The organism is Rhodococcoides fascians A25f (genome assembly GCF_000760935.2).
GTDB lineage: Bacteria > Actinomycetota > Actinomycetes > Mycobacteriales > Mycobacteriaceae > Rhodococcoides.
Map to the genome: position 1 here is coordinate 3,693,616 of NZ_CP049744.1, position 19,501 is coordinate 3,713,116.

Annotated in this window: 18 protein-coding genes and 1 riboswitch; of the genes, 9 read left to right on the plus strand and 9 right to left on the minus strand. The window is 64.1% G+C overall.

The features are described from left to right. Window positions 1-14: 14 nt before the first annotated feature. The gene (locus tag BH93_RS17400; protein WP_037177109.1) at window positions 15-1,157 is read right to left on the minus strand and encodes an MFS transporter; all 1,143 of its coding nucleotides are present in this window, start codon (window positions 1,155-1,157) and stop codon (window positions 15-17) included. A gap of 351 nt (window positions 1,158-1,508) precedes the next feature. Continuing rightward, window positions 1,509-1,632: riboswitch (SAM riboswitch) on the plus strand. A 171-nt stretch (window positions 1,633-1,803) separates the two neighbouring features. Between BH93_RS17400 and BH93_RS17405 the strand changes: the two genes are divergently transcribed. After that, window positions 1,804-3,153, plus strand: coding sequence for a bifunctional o-acetylhomoserine/o-acetylserine sulfhydrylase (locus BH93_RS17405; protein ID WP_080730450.1), 1,350 nt, complete (start codon window positions 1,804-1,806; stop codon window positions 3,151-3,153). Then, window positions 3,150-4,295 (plus strand): homoserine O-acetyltransferase MetX, encoded by a 1,146-nt coding sequence (gene metX / locus BH93_RS17410; RefSeq protein WP_052065702.1) that lies wholly within the window; start codon window positions 3,150-3,152, stop codon window positions 4,293-4,295. Before BH93_RS17405 ends, metX begins: the two co-directional genes overlap by 4 nt. Before the next feature lie 43 nt (window positions 4,296-4,338). Here the strand turns inward: metX and BH93_RS17415 are convergent, their stop codons facing one another. Genes BH93_RS17415 through BH93_RS17425 form a run of 3 tightly spaced genes read right to left on the minus strand, consistent with a single transcriptional unit; the run spans window position 4,339 to window position 6,189 of the window. Continuing rightward, complete coding sequence (locus BH93_RS17415) at window positions 4,339-4,656, minus strand: DUF3017 domain-containing protein (protein WP_052057976.1); 318 nt, start codon at window positions 4,654-4,656, stop codon at window positions 4,339-4,341. An 11-nt stretch (window positions 4,657-4,667) separates the two neighbouring features. Next, window positions 4,668-5,525, minus strand: a complete 858-nt coding sequence (locus tag BH93_RS17420; RefSeq protein ID WP_032376817.1) for a bifunctional methylenetetrahydrofolate dehydrogenase/methenyltetrahydrofolate cyclohydrolase — start codon at window positions 5,523-5,525, stop codon at window positions 4,668-4,670. A 55-nt stretch (window positions 5,526-5,580) separates the two neighbouring features. Next, on the minus strand, window positions 5,581-6,189 hold the full coding sequence (locus BH93_RS17425) for a pentapeptide repeat-containing protein (protein ID WP_032376816.1): 609 nt from the start codon (window positions 6,187-6,189) through the stop codon (window positions 5,581-5,583). Between the two features lie 33 nt (window positions 6,190-6,222). Between BH93_RS17425 and BH93_RS17430 the strand changes: the two genes are divergently transcribed. From BH93_RS17430 to BH93_RS17440, 3 genes are all read left to right on the plus strand, one after another. Further along, window positions 6,223-6,687, plus strand: a complete 465-nt coding sequence (locus BH93_RS17430; RefSeq protein WP_197914422.1) for a tRNA (cytidine(34)-2'-O)-methyltransferase — start codon at window positions 6,223-6,225, stop codon at window positions 6,685-6,687. A 184-nt stretch (window positions 6,688-6,871) separates the two neighbouring features. Then, a complete protein-coding gene (locus BH93_RS17435) occupies window positions 6,872-7,339 on the plus strand; it encodes a MerR family transcriptional regulator (RefSeq protein ID WP_037176666.1) in 468 nt (155 codons plus the stop codon). A 565-nt stretch (window positions 7,340-7,904) separates the two neighbouring features. Next, a complete protein-coding gene (locus BH93_RS17440) occupies window positions 7,905-8,459 on the plus strand; it encodes a DUF6764 family protein (RefSeq protein WP_197914423.1) in 555 nt (184 codons plus the stop codon). A 49-nt stretch (window positions 8,460-8,508) separates the two neighbouring features. On the opposite strand, the gene BH93_RS17445 is transcribed toward BH93_RS17440, so the two are convergent. After that, complete coding sequence (locus BH93_RS17445) at window positions 8,509-9,255, minus strand: SDR family oxidoreductase (RefSeq protein WP_347402316.1); 747 nt, start codon at window positions 9,253-9,255, stop codon at window positions 8,509-8,511. A 65-nt stretch (window positions 9,256-9,320) separates the two neighbouring features. Here BH93_RS17445 and BH93_RS17450 point away from each other — a divergent pair, with 65 nt between their 5' ends. Then, the gene (locus tag BH93_RS17450) at window positions 9,321-9,644 is read left to right on the plus strand and encodes a winged helix-turn-helix transcriptional regulator (RefSeq protein WP_032376810.1); all 324 of its coding nucleotides are present in this window, start codon (window positions 9,321-9,323) and stop codon (window positions 9,642-9,644) included. Between the two features lie 104 nt (window positions 9,645-9,748). After that, window positions 9,749-10,702, plus strand: coding sequence for a methyl-accepting chemotaxis protein (locus tag BH93_RS17455; protein ID WP_037176659.1), 954 nt, complete (start codon window positions 9,749-9,751; stop codon window positions 10,700-10,702). A gap of 32 nt (window positions 10,703-10,734) precedes the next feature. Here the strand turns inward: BH93_RS17455 and BH93_RS17460 are convergent, their stop codons facing one another. Together BH93_RS17460 and BH93_RS17465 are read right to left on the minus strand one after the other, a co-directional pair. Further along, window positions 10,735-11,664, minus strand: a complete 930-nt coding sequence (locus BH93_RS17460) for an SDR family oxidoreductase (RefSeq protein ID WP_037176657.1) — start codon at window positions 11,662-11,664, stop codon at window positions 10,735-10,737. 119 nt (window positions 11,665-11,783) lie between these two features. Then, window positions 11,784-12,623, minus strand: coding sequence for a helix-turn-helix transcriptional regulator (locus tag BH93_RS17465; protein ID WP_032404708.1), 840 nt, complete (start codon window positions 12,621-12,623; stop codon window positions 11,784-11,786). Between the two features lie 74 nt (window positions 12,624-12,697). Here BH93_RS17465 and BH93_RS17470 point away from each other — a divergent pair, with 74 nt between their 5' ends. Continuing rightward, entirely contained in the window at window positions 12,698-13,423 is a 726-nt protein-coding gene (locus BH93_RS17470) for an SDR family NAD(P)-dependent oxidoreductase (protein WP_037176656.1), read from the plus strand. Window positions 13,424-13,438: 15 nt separating this feature from the next. On the opposite strand, the gene BH93_RS17475 is transcribed toward BH93_RS17470, so the two are convergent. Beyond that, entirely contained in the window at window positions 13,439-13,939 is a 501-nt protein-coding gene (locus BH93_RS17475) for a metallophosphoesterase family protein (RefSeq protein WP_037177108.1), read from the minus strand. A 33-nt stretch (window positions 13,940-13,972) separates the two neighbouring features. Beyond that, window positions 13,973-17,248 (minus strand): error-prone DNA polymerase, encoded by a 3,276-nt coding sequence (locus BH93_RS17480; RefSeq protein WP_037176654.1) that lies wholly within the window; start codon window positions 17,246-17,248, stop codon window positions 13,973-13,975. 123 nt (window positions 17,249-17,371) lie between these two features. Here BH93_RS17480 and BH93_RS17485 point away from each other — a divergent pair, with 123 nt between their 5' ends. Then, a complete protein-coding gene (locus BH93_RS17485) occupies window positions 17,372-19,501 on the plus strand; it encodes an MMPL family transporter (RefSeq protein ID WP_037176653.1) in 2,130 nt (709 codons plus the stop codon).

The following is a 19,501-nucleotide window of genomic DNA, read 5'->3' on the forward strand; positions in this document are numbered from 1 at the left end:
CAGGACCGGGCGGCCTACTGTGCGGCCGCGCGCTTGTCCATCCACTTGGCGGTGGCCAGCACACCGAGACCGGCCACCGCCAGGCCGGAGCCGACAGCGGCGGGTGCCGTGTAGCCGAAGCCGGCGGCGATCACGGCGCCACCGACTGCCGCACCGATGGCATTGGCCAGGTTGAATGCGGCGTGGTTCAGCGATGCGGCCAGCGTCTGGGCGTCCTCGGCCACGTCCATCAACCTCGTCTGCAGACCGGGAACCACCGAGGAGCCGGATGCGCCGATCAGAAACACCAGAAGCAGAGCAGTGATCGGATTGTGTGCCGCTGCCACGAACAGCGCCAGGAACACTGCAGTTGCGGCCAGCCCGACGAAGGTGCCCTTGAGCTGGTACCGGTCTGCCAGCCAGCCACCGGCGTAGTTGCCGGCGACCATTCCGAGTCCATAGATCATCAGGGCGACCGGAACGAGCGCGCGAGCGAGACCGGCGACATCGGTCAACGTCGACGCGATGTAGGTGTACACCGCGAACATGCCACCGAATCCGACGATGCCCACGAACAGGGTCATCCACACCTGGCTGCGACGCAGTGCACCGAGCTCGGTGATGGGGCTGGTGGTCGGCATGGCGTCGAGTCGCGGCATCCACACAGCGAGCGCGGCGACGGTGAGGGCACCGATGACCGCCACGAGAGCGAACGCGCTGCGCCAACCCAGCGCCTGCCCGATCCAGGTTGCCACCGGTACGCCGACGACGTTGGCGACCGAGAGACCCATCATCACCATCGCGACGGCTTTGGCTCGTTTACCTGGTTCGGCGAGGTGGGCAGCCACCAGCGCGGCCACTCCGAAGTACGCACCGTGCGGCAGGCCCGCGACGAATCGCGAGGCGACGAGCTCGTTGAAACTGGGTGCGAATACCGTTCCGAGGTTGCCCAGAGTGAAGGCGACCATCAACACCAGCAGCAACATCCGCCGGGGAACGCGCGCAGCCAGGGCAGCGATGGTGGGCGCACCGACCACGACGCCGAGCGCGTAGGCAGAGATCATGTGGCCCGCGGAGGGCTCGGAGATCCCCATCGTGGTGGCGATGTCCGGCAGCAAGCCCATCGACGCGAATTCCGTGGTGCCGATGCCGAAGCCGCCGATGGACAGGGCCAACATGGCGAGCCTGCGACGGGTCGAGTGCGGTCGATGACTGACGCTCAGACCACTCGAGACCTTGCCGCGCACAGCGCTGACTCGGGAAAGAGCGGAATCGGTGACAGTCACAGCGGTACTACCTTCGTTTCGATCGTGGAATGGAGCAACAAGAACGGTGGCCGGCCGAATCGATTCAGCAGAGCGCAACCGAGTAAGAGAACAGCCAACCCGACCATTGTCTTCCCTCGGGCAACCTGTTTTCGAGTCGCAGCGCGGTGATTGTCCTCACCCGAGCATCTGCTCGAGTTCCACCGGCCGCCGCACCGAGCCCTTGTTCCTGTGACACGTCCGCACCCGCTAAGATCTTCGCCAGGTCATGAGTGCCAGCATCGAGCCCCGGCTTGCTGGCCGGCAACCCTCCAACCGCGGTGGGGTGCCCCGGGTGAACGACCGGGCCGATCCGGCACGCCGAGTGCCGAATCGACAAGCGCGGGTCCGCAGGCAGCGGACCCACTGAATCTTCGGCCTCCTGGGGCCGAGGCCTGTCAGGAGGTTCTCGCATGTGTTGCTGTACCGATACGCCCCGTAACGCTCGACTTCTCGAGCATCATTCGACATTCGATTCGTCTTAGACAGACTCGTTTCAGAAAACGGAGTATCACCAGCCATGACCGATTCGACCCCCGACATCGTCGACGCCACCGGAGCACCCACCGAGGATCCGTTCACCGACCCGGCGGCCAACTGGAGTTTCGAGACCAAGCAGATCCACTCGGGTCAGACCCCGGACGGCGCTACCAACGCCCGTGCATTGCCGATCTACCAGACCACCTCGTACACGTTCGACAACACCGATCACGCGGCCGCATTGTTCGGACTCGCAGAGCCGGGCAACATCTACACCCGCATCATCAACCCCACCCAGGACGTCGTGGAGCAGCGCATCGCCGCTCTCGAGGGTGGCGTCGCGGCGCTGTTGCTCGCGTCGGGTCAGGCGGCCGAGACGTTCGCGATTCTCAATCTCGCGGAGGCAGGCGACCACATCGTCTCGAGCCCGCGGCTGTACGGCGGCACGTACAACCTCTTCCACTACACGCTCCCCAAGCTGGGCATCACCGTCTCGTTCGTCGACGATCCCGATGATCTCGAGCAGTGGCGAGCCGCGATCACGCCGTCGACCAAGGCCTTCTACGGCGAGTCGATCTCCAACCCGAAGAACGACATTCTCGATATCCCCGGCATCTCGGCGGTGGCCCACGAGAACGGCATCCCGTTGATCGTGGACAACACGGTGGCGACGCCGTACCTGCTACAGCCGTTGAAGCACGGTGCCGACATCGTCGTGCATTCGGCGACCAAGTACCTGGGCGGGCACGGCACGGCGATCGCGGGCGTCATCGTCGACGGTGGCACCTTCGATTGGACGCAGGGCCGTCACCCCAACTTCACCACCGCGGACCCGAGCTACCACGGTGTGGTCTTCGCAGATCTCGGCGCGCCTGCATTCGCATTGAAGGCACGCGTGCAGTTGCTGCGTGACATCGGTGCGGCGGTCTCCCCGTTCAACGCCTTCCTCATCAGCCAAGGTATCGAGACGTTGAGCCTCCGAATCGAGCGGCACGTGGCGAACGCACAGAAGGTGGCCGAGTTCCTCGCCGGCCGCGACGACGTCGTCTCGATCAACTACGCCGGACTCGAATCGTCGCCGTGGTACCGACGCGGCCAGGAGTTGTTGCCCAAGGGGCAGGGTGCGATCGTCGCATTCGAGTTGAAGGGCGGAGTGGACGCGGGCAAGAAGTTCGTCAACGCGCTCACACTGCACAGTCACGTCGCTAACATCGGAGACGTGCGCTCACTCGTCATCCATCCCGCGTCCACCACCCATTCCCAACTGACTCCCGAAGAGCAGTTGGCATCGGGAGTGACGCCGGGTCTGGTTCGTCTCGCCGTGGGAATCGAAGGAATCGACGACATCATCGCCGATCTCGAGGTCGGCTTCAGCGCGGCGGCATCTTGAGTCACAGCTGCGACACAGGCGTTCGTCCGGAGGCGGTTCTTCCGTCTCCGGACGGGCGGCTGGGCACCATCGACATCGGCGGTCTCGATCTCGAGAACGGCGCTCGCATCCCCCAGGTCACTGTGGCAGTGCAACGGTGGGGCGAACTCGCCACCGACCGCAGCAATGTCGTGCTCGTCGAACATGCCCTGACGGGCGATTCGCATGTGTCCGGCCCGCCGGATGCAGATCATGCACTGCCCGGTTGGTGGAACGGAATGGTCGGACCCGGGCGCCCTATCGACACAGACGAGTGGTGCGTAGTGGCGACCAACGTGCTCGGCGGGTGCGGCGGCACCACCGGACCGAGCAGCATCTCGCCCGACGGCACACCGTACGGTTCGACGTTCCCCGAGATCTCCATCCGCGACCAGGTCGCCGCCGAGGCAGCCGTCGCCGACGCCCTGGGCATCGACCGCTTCGCCGCTGTCGTCGGCGGTTCGATGGGCGGCATGCGCACCCTGGAATGGATCGTCAGTCGCCCCGATCGAGTGGCAGCGGCACTGGTTCTGGCAGTCGGAGCCCGGGCAACAGCCGACCAGATCGGCACGCAGACAACGCAGATCGCCGCGATCAAGGCGGATCCGGGTTGGCTCGGCGGCAACTACCACGCCACCGGAACATCTCCGACGGCCGGACTGGGTATCGCACGACGCATTGCGCATCTGACGTATCGCACCGAGAGCGAACTCGACATTCGGTTCGGCAACTCTGCGCAGAACGACGAGGATCCGTGGGCCGGCGGTCGCTACTCGGTACAGAGCTACCTCGAGCACCAGGCCGCAAAGCTGGTCAATCGATTCGACGCGGCGACGTATGTCCTACTCACCGAGGCAATGAACCGTCACGATGTGGGTCGTGGCCGCGGCGGTGTAGCCGAAGCTCTTGCGTCGGTACCGGTTCCGACCATCGTCGGCGGCGTCGATTCGGATCGTCTGTATCCACTGCGCTTGCAGAAGGAGATCGCTCGCGAACTCCCCCAGTGCCGTGGACTCGAAGTGATCCAATCTCGCGACGGTCACGACGGCTTCCTGACCGAAGCCGACTCGGTGGCGAAACTGCTCGCCGAGACGATGGAACTCGCTCGCCTCGGACGCCGCTGACACCGACGGGCCCTGGGCTCCCCCCCAGGGTCCGCTCCTGGTATCAGTCGGTGCCCAGTGGGTCGATCGACAGCGACAAGAACACGATCGCTCCGCCTACGCAGCCCAACGCGAGCACGTCGAATCCACGACTGCGCACGCTCAGGGTTCCGACCCGAGATTCGGGCAGGCACAATCGCAGCACCGCGGCCAGTAGCGCCGCACATCCGAAGATGAACGCGCCGCGCCGCCAGCGATCCGCCAGCACCAGAACCAGCGCGGCAAGCACGACGACCGACACCGCGACGATCGGTAGGTTACGCGCTACCGCTGCACGAAATCCCTGGTCGGATTCGGCTCGCGAATCCTCGGCGGCGTTCATCCTCGGATCGCTCAGCTCTCGGCTGCGGTGCGCTCGGCACGCTCGACGACGTTGGTGAGCAAGAAGGCTCGCGTCAGAGGTCCGACACCACCGGGGTTGGGCGAGAGGAAACCTGCTACCTCGGCAACACCGTCGGCGACGTCCCCGCGCAATCCGTCCTCGGTGCGGGTCACACCGACATCGAGGACGGCAGCACCGGGCTTGACCATGTCCGCGGTGATCAATCCCGGAACTCCAGCGGCGGCAACGATGATGTCGGCGCGGGAGACCTCGGCGGCAAGATCGCGAGTTCCGGTGTGGCACAACGTCACCGTGGCGTTCTCCGACCGTCTCGTGAGCAACAGCCCGATAGGCCGACCGACCGTGACGCCGCGGCCGATGACCACCGCGTGCGCGCCGTCGAGGGCCACGTCGTAGCGACGCAGCAGGTGCACGATGCCACGCGGCGTGCACGGCAGCGCAGCATCCTTACCGAGCACCAGACGGCCGAGGTTGATCGGGTGCAGACCGTCGGCGTCCTTGTCCGGATCGATCCGCTCCAGAGCAGCATTCTCGTCGAGATGCTTCGGCAGCGGCAGCTGCACGATGTATCCGGTGCACTCGGGGTTGGCGTTGAGTTCGTCGATCACTGCCTCGAGATCGGCCTGGGTGATGTCGGCGGGCAGATCACGACGAATCGAGGTGATCCCGACCTTGGCGCAGTCGTTGTGCTTGCCCCGGACGTACGCCGCAGAACCCGGGTCGTCTCCCACCAAGACGGTGGCCAGCCCTGGGGTTATGCCCCTCTCACGGAGCGCTGCCACGCGGGCGGTGAGATCGACGAATATCTCGTCACGGGTCGCTTTGCCATCGAGAATCGTTGCAGTCACCCGGCCATTGTTCCAGGCTCGAGGTCGACCGCGCCGCGCCGGTCCGAAGACCGCGTCAACCCTCCACGACGAGACCGTGCGCTCCCGCGTATGCCACGGCCTGCATCAGCTCGATCTTGGCACCCCGCACACTCGCGCTCACCCACAGGGACGGATCGGCAACGGCTCCACGCAGGTCGGCCTCGTCGAACTTGGCGTCGACAGTGCGGGCTCCCGCGAAATCGACCGAGCGCACTGTTGCTTTCCGAAAATCCGCAGACACCAGGTTCGCCTCCCGCATCCGGCACCCCGTGAGGTCGAGACCGCGCAGGTCGACGTTCCCCAACGCCGCGAGAGTGAAATCGACCTCGTCGTAGGTCGCGGGCCGCATCCGACTGTCCACAAACACCGAACCCATCATGGTCGAGTGACGAAATGTGCTGTGCTGCAAATTCGTCCGAGTGAAGGTGCACGATCGAAATGCAGAATTCGTGTGGATCGATTCGGTCAGGTCGGTGCCGGTGAAATCGCATTCGGTGAACACGACCGAGTCGGTTCGCACTCCACTCATGTCGGCATCACGAAAGGTGCACCGGACGAATTGCCTGCCGTTCCACTCCTGCCCGTCCAATCGAGTGTCGGAAAAATCTTCGCCGATGATCTGCTCGTCGTCCACCTGCCCCATACTTCCCCGGTTCGTGGTGGCAGAGTGAACCGGGTGTTTCGACTGATGTTCTTCGAGCCCCGAATCCCCCAGAACACCGGCAATGCAATTCGCCTGGTCGCCGGCACCGGATGCGAGCTGCACCTGGTGGGTCCGCTCGGCTTCGACATGTCCGAGCCGAAGCTCAAACGGGCCGGCTTGGACTACCACGATCTGGCGTCCGTCACCGTGCACCGAGACCTGCCGTCGGCCTGGTCGGCTCTGGCACCGACGCGAGTGTTCGCCTACACCGCCCACGCCACACGTTCCTACGCCGACGTTGCGTACGAGCCCGGCGATGTTCTCCTCTTCGGGCCGGAACCCACCGGACTCCCCGACGAGGTCCTCGACGACCCGCACGTGAGCGACCGCCTTCGCATACCGATGATTCCCGGCCGTCGATCACTCAACCTCGCCAACGCAGCGGCGGTGACGATGTACGAGGCATGGCGGCAACACGGGTACCAGGGCAGCGTCTGAGGAGTTTGCGTTCGAGTGCGCTCGAACCCCTAGCGTGCGTTTTCATGACATCTGCAGCACAACGGACCGATTCACCACGTACCTGGCTCGTCACCGGGGCATCCTCCGCCGGTGCGGATTTCCCGGGTGTTCCCGAATCTGTCCGGCCGGTCTGACACCGCTCGCCGGACTATCTTCTGTACTCATGGCGACTACGGACTTGATGAACAGGGCGCTGGCAGCCGTGGCGGATTCGGACGCACCGTTGACCGTCGAACTGGTACACGAGCTGATCGAGCCCGGAGAGCTCTCCGAACCACTCGGGATCTCCGAGGTTTCCGAGTTGCTCGATATATCCGCACACACCCTTCGGTACTACGAACGGTGCGGTCTGATCGAGGTGGCCCGCGACGGGCTCGACCATCGCAGCTACGACAACGTAGCCATTCGTAGACTCGTGTTTCTCACCCGCATGCGGCTGTCGGGAATGCCGATGCGCGACTTGCAGCACTACGTCGAGCTGGTCGACGGCGGAGAGCACACCGTTCCGGCACGACTCGACATGCTCGTCGAGCATCGAGACACCGTTCGACGCCGCATCCGCGAACTGCAGCTCTCGCTGGTGGCAACCGAATACAAGATTGCTACGTACGGCGGTACAACCGGTCCCTGAGGCCGCGTGGTCAGGTCTTCGACGGTCACCCTGAATGGAGCTGTTCCGGCCGAGCCATCCCCTTCCTTGGACGCGAAATCAATTGTGAGCGTCGATAAATGGGCAGGCCGATCGTCTGTGACAACGAACCGTCACACGTGCCCCGACGGCTCGACACTGTCGATCCAGTCTCGATGAGATCGGCAGTGTTCGACGCGTCTTCGCCACAGCGGCGGGCGGTAGCTGTCGGTAACGATTTCTTTGCGATCGACGGGCATCGGCGCTTGCGCTCCCGCCCCGCCGAGTACCGACTCGGACGTGACGGACAACTCTGATGCGAACATCGAAATATCAAGCGATGGAACCGAATTGGACTATTCCACCACAGGACAGGACAGTGCCCCGAACGCACGACCGGCGGCCACGACAGCTCCGGCAAGGGTACGCAAAACCGGACTTCAACGACGATTCATTCACGGATGCCAGCGGCACCGTTACACAAACCTCGTCAGCATGCTGCCGTCAAGGACTCGAGCGGGGTACGGTGTGCCGCATCGACCCGTTTCGCTCTTGAAGGAGCTTTCTGTTGTTCTCTGTTTCCCAGCCCCGCCGTTCTTCGTCCTACTCCTCCACCACGCGATCGTCGAGTCGGTTCGGTAGCCGAATTGCCCGCACCGCAGCAATATTCGCCCTCGGCTCAGGAATGACCGCCGCGGCGCTGGTGGGTGCCGGCACCGCGTCGGCCGCCCCCGTCAACTGTGTGTCTCCGCCCTCGGCCAACGACATCCAGGTCGACGGCACCGCCAGCTGCGGCGCCACCTCGGAGGGCACCGGCCGGGCGACCGCCGGTGCTGCTGACAGCGGTACCGCGGTCAGCGTCAACGACGGCCCCGGCGCAACGACCACCTACGCCAACGGATACGGCGTCGCACTCGGAGCCAGCAAGAATGCGGGTACGGCATACGCTCTCGCGCTCGGCGGGGGCATCGCACACTCGTGGGCCGACGCCGGCCAAACCACTCTCGCCGTCGCAGGGTGGGGATCCGGTGCCACATCCGAAGGGCAGGGCGTCGATTGCGTCGGCCCGCTGTCTCTCGCCCTGAATCTTTCCAGCGGCCAGTTCTGCGTCCTCGGTAGCTGATCTTCGGGGACACGATCTCCCGTCGTCGAACGGAGCCGATTACCCGCAGCTACTGCTCGAGGTAATCGGCTCCGCCGACGTAAACGACATGCCCTGATTTTTCGATCGGATCGACGCATGCTGCCACCACAGCCGTAGCGAATTCGGCGACTGTCGGAAGCGCACCGTGTGCGGTACGAGCGGCCACCGCGTCGGGGTTGCGGCGCTCCAGCAGAGTGACGACGATCGTGCCCTCGATCATGTCCCCCGAGACGACGACCAATTCGATGCCTCGACTCTCGAAGTGGGGAATCGAGTCGCGCAGGGCGTCCTCACCTGCACGCTTGCTGGCGGCAATGGGCTCGTACTCGACAGGGACCGGCTTTCGGCCGTGAAAATGCGCCTGATGACTGGTGAGGAATACGATGCGCGAGCCGGGCTTCATCCGATCGGTGGCCGCTCGAGCCAATGAAACCTGGGCGTCGCGGTTGATGTTCATCGCGTAGCCGGGGTCGGCACCGAGCTCGAGTCCACCGGATGCGTTGAGCACCAGCACATCGAGAGCGCCGAACTCGGTGACAACCGAGTCGAGCATCGCATCGATTGCGTCCTGATCGGTGACGTCGGCTCCGACAGCCAGAGCTCGACCCCCGCTCTCCTCGATCGTTCGCACCACGGCGTCGGCCCTGCGCTTCTTCTCTCGGTAGTTCACCGCAACCATCGCACCTCCCGCACCCAGCTGCACCGCGGTTTCGGCTCCGATGCCTCGGGAAGCGCCGGTGATCAACACCGACTTTCCGTCCATACGTCGGGTCATCGACATCCTCCTCTAGCTTCGATTTTCGAACTGCTTCGATTTTCGAACCACTATGATGAAGCGCGATGGAAATGGCAAACGCACCCCGCCGATCGATGATGGCCGTGCTCGATCTACTGGGGCAGCGATGGAACATGCGCATCCTGTGGGAACTGCGCGACGGGCCGCTCGGGTTCCTCGAACTCAGGCGACGCACCGACGACATCTCATCCAGCGTTCTCGCCACCCGACTGCGCACGCTCGTCGATGCGCGAGTGCTACTGAAAGACTCGGATGGGACCTATCGCCTGACCGAACTCGGTGACGAGCTGGGGCCGGCACTGGAACCACTATGGCAATGGGCGCAACGATGGGACGAAGGCAACGCGCCCGCCGACCGGCGACCCTGAGCAACTGCGTCGAACCCCTCACCCACCGCGCTCTGCTCCATCACCCCGACACTCTGGACTGGTCTGCGGAGTCATGGACTCGCGCCGACCGGCATACTCGAAAAATGAGGAATTCACGTGCGGCCACTCGCCCGAGGGCACTGTCGCTGCACGGCCGGATACGAGTGTTGACGATGAGTGTGGCGGCCCTCGCCGTAGCCGTGAGTGCTCTGGCGATCTATCTCGTTGCGGAGCAAGCCTTACGTTCGCAGATCATCGACCGCGTCGGCCGCAACAGCGACGCCATCATCGCCAGCGCGACATCCGGCCTGCCTGCCGGTCTGCTCGGCTTCGGCATCGAAGACACCGAGGGCACCAAGGTAAAAGTAGCGCTGGTGACGAGCGACGGCGCGTTGGTGACGTCGACGAACGGCACCGAACCGTTCATCAACTCGGACGGCACCCTGGACGGCCCTGAAAAATCTGTCGTCGACGGTAGCGTCGATCGGTCGCTGCGTGAGGTCCGTGGCTACTACCTCTCGGCCCAACGCACCGACTCAGGCGCAACGATCATGGTGGCCGAATCGCTCAGCGAAGCGTCACCACTGCTCGCCAAGCTCACACTTGCACTCGTTATCGTCGGGGCATTCCTCGTAGCGCTGGCCGGTGTCGCCGGTGCCGCTGTTGCCCGAACCGGACTCCGACCGGTCCGACGCCTCCGTGCCGGCACCGAAAGAGTCGCCAGAACTGGAAGTTTCGAGCCCATCGACGTCAACGGAGACGACGAACTGGCCTCACTCGCCAACAGCTTCAACGAAATGTTGGCAGCTCTGTCGCGATCGCGAGAACGCCAAGGGCAGTTGATCGTCGATGCAGGTGCCGAACTGATGCAGCCGTTGACGGCACTGCGGACGAACATCGACCTACTGATGTCTCTCGACCGGCCCGACTCACCGGACATGCCCGAAGAGGAGCAGGACCGGCTGCGCGTCGAGGTGATCGCTCAGATGGATGTCATCATCGGGTTGGTGCACGATTTGGTCGACCATGCCCGGGAACCCGCGCCGACACCTCGATGACAGTCGATGCGACGCAGTCGAAGTCGAGCGCTTCAGGACGAGAGTCTCGCACCGGTCAGCTCTTCGGACGCTTCCCACAGCCGGCGTGCGTCGTCCATGTTGCGCAGTGGCTTCCACAGCCCGACCTCGGCCGGCGGTCCGCCGATCAACCGGGCGGGACCGACGAACTGATCACCGCGCGAGACCGTACCCGCCGCGGCGATAACGCCCGGTTGCGCGGCGCTGTCCACTGTTCCTGCGATGCCGACGCGGGCAAGAACACCGATGAGCCGTCTTCCCGCAGAATCTTTCGGACGCCCCAGACCTGGTTGGGCCGCAAGCAGATTGGTCGGTGAAATTCCGGGATGGGCCATATTGCTGGTGATTCCCCACCCACCGGCCCTGCTGCGTGCGTCGAGTTCGCGGGCGAACAAGGCCACCGCGAGCTTCGACTGACTGTATGCCTCCATCACGTCGTAGGAACGCTCCCAGTTCAGGTCGTCCCAGTTGATGGTCCCCGATCGCGCCGCGATGCTCGTCTGATGGGTGACTCGAGCACGGCCGGCACGAAGAAGCGGCAGCAGAGCGAGGGTGAGTGCGAAATGACCGAGGTGGTTGGTTCCGAACTGCAGCTCGAATCCGTCCTGAGTGACTTGGCGCTCGGGTGGCTGCATGACTCCTGCATTGTTGACGAGCACATCGATCGGCCGTCCTTCGGAGACGAGCTCGCTCGCCAACGCTGCAACCGAATTCAGTGACGACAGGTCCAACTCGCGGGTGCTGACCTGCGCACCGGGTACCGCAGACCGAATCGACTCGGCTGCGCGCTCCCCCTTGGCGGCAGAGCGCACCGGCATGACGACCTCTGCTCCGGCACGCGCGAGGCGCGTCGCGATGACCGTACCGATCCCGTCGCTGGCTCCCGTGACGACGGCGCGCTTGCCGTTCAGGTCGGGGATGGATAGATCTGCGATGCGGCCCATATCAAGCTCCTCGGGTGTTGTGATCGTCCGGCTCGGACGTGCAGAACCCATGTTCGACTACCGTTTCGGGCTTATCCAGGACTTCCCGATCCACTGATACTCCGACAGTCTGCACCGAGTCAGGACAGGACCTGTGTTCCCACCACCGCGAGCAGTTCCAATTTGGCGTAGCTCTCGCTGCCGGGTACTGCCGTGTACACCAACAGCCGATGCGCTTGCTCCGGGTCGAGAAGGGTCTGACAGTTCAGCTGCAACATGCCGACCGTCGGGTGCAGGAACCTCTTGGACTCGGGTGGATGCACCCCCACTTCGCGCTTCTCCCACAGGGTTCGGAATTCCTCGCTGACCTCGTGCAGCTCGGCGGCCAGATGCGCTGCTGTGGAGTCCGGCCCGCGAAGAGTGACGATCTCACGCAGCCCCGACGCATACACCCGAGACAGCACGGCACGCTCGTCCGGCGGGTACGACTGCTGGGTAGCGGGGTCGGTGAACCAGCGATATCCCAGACTCCGGTTCGGCCCGGTGCGCAACGACGCATCGCCGGTCAATGCCGCGCCCAGCGGCGTCTGGCGCAGAGTTTCACCGAGCTCGGACACGATCTCGGCGGGGGTGTCGTTCAGTCGGTCCAGTATCCGCAGCAATCCTGGGCTGATGTGATCGGTCGAGATCCCGCGCACAGGAGGAGCGTGCCCGGCGAGGCGGAACACGTGATCACGCTCGCCCAGCGACAGATGCAACCCCTGCGCGATCGACGCAATCATCTGCTCCGACGGAGCCGGACCGGACCCACGTTCGAGCCGGGCGTAGTAGTCGGTCGACATATGGCACAGTTCGGCGACCTCCTCGCGTCGAAGGCCCTGCGTTCGCCTGCGCTGTCCACGTGGAAGGCCGATGTCCTCGGGCTGCAACGACTCACGCCGCTGCCGAAGAAAAGCGGCCAACTCCGGCCGATCGATCATCACAGACCTCCTTCCGTCGAACGCGGTTGGTGCTTCCGCAATTGTGCCCTCTCCACGGTGGCTATTGTCGAACGATGAGCGCTCCCTTGACCATCGTCACCGGTGGCAGCCGCGGGATCGGTGCCGCCGTGTCCCGACGGCTGGCTGCCGACGGGCACGATGTGGTGATCGGCTACCGTTCCGATGCCGTCGCTGCCGAGAGACTCGCCACAGAGTTGTCGACATCCGGCCGAACTGTGGTCGCGGTATGCGCCGACACCACCGACGAGCAGGCGGTCTCCGCCCTGTTCTCCGCGGCCGCGGAGATCGGCACCCTCACCGGATTGGTGAACAACGCGGGCTCGGCACGCGCCGTCGGGATGCTGGTGGACAACGACATCGAGACCATCAGAGCAGACCTCGATGTCAACTTGATCGGGGTGATCACCTGCTGCAAATATGCGATCGCAGCGATGGCCGAATCGGGTGGAGCAATCGTCAACATGTCCTCTGCTGCCGCCACCCTCGGTAGCCCCGGAATGTATGTGCACTATGCGGCAGCCAAGGCTGCGGTCGATACACTGACCGTCGGTCTGTCCAAAGAGGTTGCCGGGCAGAATATTCGGGTCAATGCAGTGGCACCCGGAATCATCGAAACCGACTTCCACCGAGATCGACAACGGCCGCAGAAGATGGCGTCGAACATCCCCCTCGGTCGCCCAGGTGTGCCGGACGAGATCGCCGGTGCGGTGTCGTGGTTGCTCTCCGCCGATGCGCGGTACGCCACCGGAACCGTCGTACGGGTGGCCGGCGGTATGTGAACGCCTCGGCTGCCACTAGCGAGGTGCGATGCGGTGCAGTTCGACTGCGTCGAGCTCCCCGTTCTCGGCAACGGCCGTCATGTAGGTGCAGAAAGGTTGCCGACGCCGATCCGTAGGAGATCCGGGGTTGAGCAGCCGTAGACCGTTGTCTGCGAAGGTGTCCCACGGTATGTGACTGTGCCCGAACACGAGGACGTCCGTCTCCGGGTATGCCGACGCCATGCGTCGTTCACGGCCCGTCGCGGCACCGGTCTCGTGCACCACGGTGAACCGAACTCCGCCGAGCGAGACGTCGGCGCGCTCGGGCATCAGAGCCCGTAACTCGTCACCGTCGTTGTTCCCCCAGCACGCGACCAGAGAACGCGACCGCTTCGACAGTGCCTCGAACGATGCGAGGTCCACCCAATCACCGGCGTGGATCACGACATCTGCGTCGTCAACGGCCGACCACACTTCGTCGGGCAGGTCGCGAGCACGCTTCGGGAGATGAGTGTCGGCAATCAGCAGCAGCTTCACCACTCGATTGTGCACGCGAGCGGTGCGGCCCGGTCAACGAAAGTCCCTCGACCTGGATGCGACTCGCAGATCCATCAGTTGCAAATGGTCTGCCACCACGGTCACCGCACCCTCTGCGTTCTGCACTTTGCCTCGAATCAGCAACGCCGGAGCCGTGATTGCCAACTTGCGGTACTTGGCCCACAATCCGACCGAGCACACCACGTTGACCATGCCGGTTTCGTCCTCGAGGTTGATGAACGTGACGCCTCCGGCAGTGGCAGGCCGCTGGCGATGCGTCACCGCACCGCCGACGAGGACTCGGTCTCCATCGGGGATCTGCAGCAACCGATTCGCAGGAACCACCCCGAGAGATTCGAGCCGATCTCGAAAGAACTGGGTGGGATAGGAATTCGGCGAGACCCCGGTTGCCCAGACATCGGCCGACGCCAGATCGAGATCTGTCATTCCCGGCAGCGCAGGCGCTTTCGTCGACGCGCCGATACCAGGGAGCAGACCAGGACGCTCCCCCGCCGCCGCGCCGGCAGCCCACAACGCCTCTCGACGTGTGATGCCGAAACACCCCAGTGCGCCGGCCGTGGCCAGCGATTCCGCTTGCGCAACCGACAGTTCGACGCGACCGGTCAGATCCAGGAACGAGGTGTACGGCCCGTGTGAGTTCCGGGCATCGACGATCTTCTGTGCCAGTGCGGTACCGATGAACTTCACATCGGCCAACCCCATGCGAATCTCGAGGCCGTCTCCCTCGAGATTCGCATGACCGAGACTGGCGTTCACGTCGGCACCGTGCACCAGCACGCCGTGCCGCCTGGCATCGGCGACCAAAGATTGAGGCGAGTAGAAACCCATCGGCTGGGCGCGCAACAAGCCTGCACAGAAGGCAGCCGGATGATGCAACTTGAACCACGACGAATAGAAGACCAACGAGGCGAAGCTCTGCGAATGACTCTCGGGGAAGCCGAAATTGGCGAACGCCGACAGCTTTTCGTAGATGCGGTCGGCAGCCTCACCGGTGATGCCGTGCAGATCGCGCATCCCGTCGTAGAACCGCCCGCGCAGCAGCTCCATCTTCTCCGGTGATCGCTTCGATCCCATGGCGCGACGCAATTGGTCGGCGTCGGCGGCACTGAAACCGGCGACATCGATGGCCATCTGCATCAGCTGTTCCTGGAACAGCGGAACTCCGAGAGTTCGATCGAGTGCCTTCTTGAGCGACGGGTGCTCGAAGATCACCGGCTCGAGTCCGTTGCGACGCTTGATGTACGGGTGCACCGAACCACCCTGGATCGGACCGGGACGGATCAGGGCGACCTCGACCACCAGATCGTAGAAGTTACGCGGCTTGAGCCTCGGCAGAGTAGCCATCTGCGCGCGGGATTCGACCTGGAACACCCCCACCGAATCGGCTCGTTGAAGCATCTCGTACACCTCGGGCTCGGACAGGTCGATCGAGGCGAGGTCGATGTCGATGCCCTTGTGCTCGGCGATCAGGTCCATCATGTAGTGCAGAGCCGAGAGCATGCCCAGCCCGAGCATGTCGAACTTCACCAAACCCACTGCGGCACAATCGTCTTTGTCCCACTGCAGCACACTGCGATTCTCCATCGTCGCCCACTCCACCGGGCAGACATCTGCGATCGGCCTATCGCAGATCACCATGCCGCCGGAGTGAATGCCGAGGTGCCGCGGGAATCCCTCGATCTGCCGCGCAAGTTGGAGAACCGACTCGGGAATACCGTCACCTTCCTGATCACCGATTCCGGACCAGCGGGTGATCTGCTTGCTCCACGCGTCCTGTTGCCCCTGCGAGAAGCCGAGCGCACGGGCCATGTCTCGTACCGAGGACTTGCCGCGGTAGGTGATGACGTTGGCCACCTGAGCGGCATGGGTACGGCCGTACTTGGCGTAGACGTGCTGGATCGCCTCTTCGCGGCGATCCGATTCGATGTCGATATCGATATCGGGTGGGCCGTCGCGTTCGGGTGCCAGGAACCGCTCGAACAGCAGCTTGTTGGCCACCGGGTCGACGTTGGTGATACCGATGGCGTAGCAGACAGCAGAGTTCGCTGCCGAACCTCTTCCCTGACAGAGGATGTCGTGTGTCTTGCAGAAATGGACGATGTCGTGGACCACCAGAAAGTAGCCGGGGAACTCGAGCCGCTCGATGATGTCGAGTTCGTATTCGAGCTGCGAATACGCCGCCGGATTCGCCGATTGCGGGCCATAGCGTCGGGCCGCGCCCTCGAACGTGAGTCGCCGCAGATAACTGATCTCGGTGTAACCGTCGGGCACCTCGAACGGCGGCAGGCGTGGCGCGATCAACGTCAGATCGAACGAGCACTCACGACCGAGCTCGACGGCACCGCGTACCGCGCCCGGATAGTGCTCGAACAATTCGGCCATCTCCGCCCCGGACCGAAGATGTGCGCCGCCCGTCGGTGCCATCCAACCGGCGGCCTCGTCCAAGCTGCTGCGCGCACGTACCGCAGCCATTGCCATGGCCAACCTCCTGCTGCGCGGACTCGCGTAGTGCGCGGCCGTGGTCGCGATCATCGGAAGGCCGTACTTGCGAGCCAGTGCCGCGAGCGCATCGTTGCGCTCGTCGTCGTCCGCAATTCCGTGCCGGGTGAGTTCGACGGTGACGCGATCGGGACCGAAGCGGTCGACGAGAGTGCGCAGTGCGGCCTCGGCCGCCTCCGGACCTCCGCGCGAGAGTGCCTGCCGAACATGACCTTTCCGGCAACCGGTGAGAATCTGCCAGTGCCCGCCCGCCGCTTCGGTGAGCTCGTCGATGTCGTACTGCGGCTTACCTTTGACCCCACCGGCCAGGTGCGCGGCCGCGATCCGACGCGAGAGCCGTCGATACCCCTCTTGACCGCGGGCGAGCACCAACAGATGAGTGCCGTCGGGGTCGGTCGCTCCGGCCCTCGATCGGTCGCTGTCGAGCGATAGTTCGGCACCGAACACGGTTCCGATGCCGAGAGCTCTGGCCGCCTCAGCGAAGCGAACGACTCCGTAGAAACCGTCGTGATCGGTGATGGCAATGGATTCGAGGCCGAGGCGTACCGCTTCTTCGACCATCTCCTCCGGCTGCGAGGCACCGTCGAGAAAGCTGAACGCCGAGTGCGCGTGCAATTCTGCATACGGCGTCGTGGACAGCACGGGCTTGTCGACGGTCCGGTCGTAGACGTCCCTCTTTCGCGACCAGGCCGGGCTGTCGCCGCCGTCGCCCTCGGCCGCAGGCTTGGGACGTCCGGACAGGACGCGCTCCATCTCCGACCACGTGGGTGGTCCGTCGTTCCATCCCATCGAGCCCTCCCCTCACGCGTCACCATTGCATCGAACATCTGTTCTAATGAGAGCACGCGGGTCCGACACGATCAACTACAGTCGAGTCGCCACTGACCCCTTCCACAGAGCCGGAGCACCGTCGTGACCCGTTGGGCCTCGTTCGTCGTATCGCACAAACGATGGGTGCTGGCAGTCGTCGTTGCCGTCGTCGCCGTCGGCGGGGTGTTGGGACTGAGCGTCTTCTCGAAGCTGAGCGAGGGTGGCTACGCCGACGCCGGCAGTGAGTCGTCGGAGGTGGCACGGTTGGTGCAGGGCATCGGCCAGCCGACACCGGACATCGTGGCGATCTACACCGCACCCGACGGCGAGACGATCGACGACATCGGGCCCCGAGTGCAAGCGACGCTCGACGAGTTCACCGGTCGATACACCCTCGGCAACGTGAATTCGTACTGGACCGCGGACCCGGTCAGCAAAGAATTCCTGGTCTCGAAGGACCGAACGAAGGCGCTGGTGACGGTATCCCTCGGGGCCAACTCGGGCGTCACGTTCAACACCTTCGGCGAGCTTCCGCCCCAGCTCGAAGTACCCGGCGTCGAATCGCAGTTCGCCGGCGCGTCGGTGGTCGGAGTTTCGCTCAGTGAGACCCTCGAAAGCGACCTCGTCCGCTCGGAGCTCATCGCTGTTCCCATCACACTGCTGCTGCTGATCTTCATCTTCGGTGGCGTGATCGCCGCGGCGGTTCCGGTGTTCGTCGGCATCCTGAGCGTGCTCAGCTCCTTGGCGATCCTGCGCGTCCTCACCGAGTTCACCGAAGTCAGTTCGTTCTCGATCAACGTCGCGTCTCTGTTGGGGCTCGGCCTGGCCATCGACTACGGATTGTTCATCGTCAGCAGGTTCCGCGAGGAATTGCGGGGCGGGTCGACGTCGGTCGACGCGACCGTCCGCACCGTCGCCACTGCCGGCAAGACCGTCGTCTTCTCGGGACTGCTGTTGGTCTGCGCGTTCGCCGGCATGCTCGTCTTCCCCCAGGCAGTGATCCGGTCCCTCGGATTCGGTGCCATGGCCGCGGTGGCGAGCGCCGCTGCCCTGTCACTGACCGTCGTTCCGGCACTGCTCGCAATTCTCGGCACCCGAATCAATTCCTGGACCTGGTCACGCACCGCGTCCGATCGCAGCGATGCACGCGCACACAAGTTCTGGGGTGGTGTGGTCACCCGTGTGATGAAGCATCCAGGGATCGTCGCAGCTGTCATCGTCGCGGGGTTGCTGATCATCGCCACCCCGATCCTCAAGGTCTCACTCGGCGAGGTCGACTACACGGCGTTGCCGAAAGACAACCCTGCGCGCATGGCGTTCGAGACACTCGGTGCCGACTTCGAGTCGACCGGTGACGGTGCCACCGTCGTTCTTCGTGGCCTGGACGGCGTCAAGCCTCAGGGCGCACCCATTGCAGCTCTGACCTCGGCTGTGGAATCCACGCCCGGTATCGCCCGCGCCGAATTCATCGGCTCCAAAGACGATTTCGTGACCCTCGAGGCGGCCTACAGCGAACCGACCGGTGGACTGACCGAGGCCGAATCCCAATCCGACTCAGTGTCTGCATTGCGCTCGATCACCCCTCCGGACGGAACCGAGATCCTCGTCGGCGGCAGTCGCGCGAACATCGACGACGGAAATGCGGCCATTGCGAAGTGGCTACCGGTGATGATCTCGATCATGGTGGTCTCGACGCTGGTACTGCTGTTCCTGGCGTTCGGCTCGATCGTGTTGCCGATCAAGGCCGTACTGATGGCAGGGCTGAGCTTGGGCGCGACATTCGGTGCCCTGACGTGGGTGTTCCAGGAGGGCCACGGGGCAGGACTGATCGGCGTCACTCCAGGACCACTCGAATCGACGTTCGTGGTCCTCATCCTCGCGGTCATCTTCGGCTTGTCGACCGACTACGAAGTGTTCCTGATGTCTCGCATGGTCGAAGCTCGCGCGGCGGGAGCGAGCACCGAAGAAGCCGTTGTCTTCGGTGCTCAGCGCACCGGACGTATCGTCACCGCGGCAGCGCTGATTCTGATCGTCGTCACCGGAGCGTTCACCATCTCGGGTCTGTCGATCATGAAGTTTCTCGGCTTCGGCGTCATTCTCGCCCTGATCATCGACGCCACCATCATCCGCATGCTGCTGGTTCCGTCCTTGGTCAAGCTCATGGGTGAGGCCAATTGGTGGGCTCCGGCATGGATGAAGAAAGTGCACGACAAGGCCGGTATAGGCCACTAG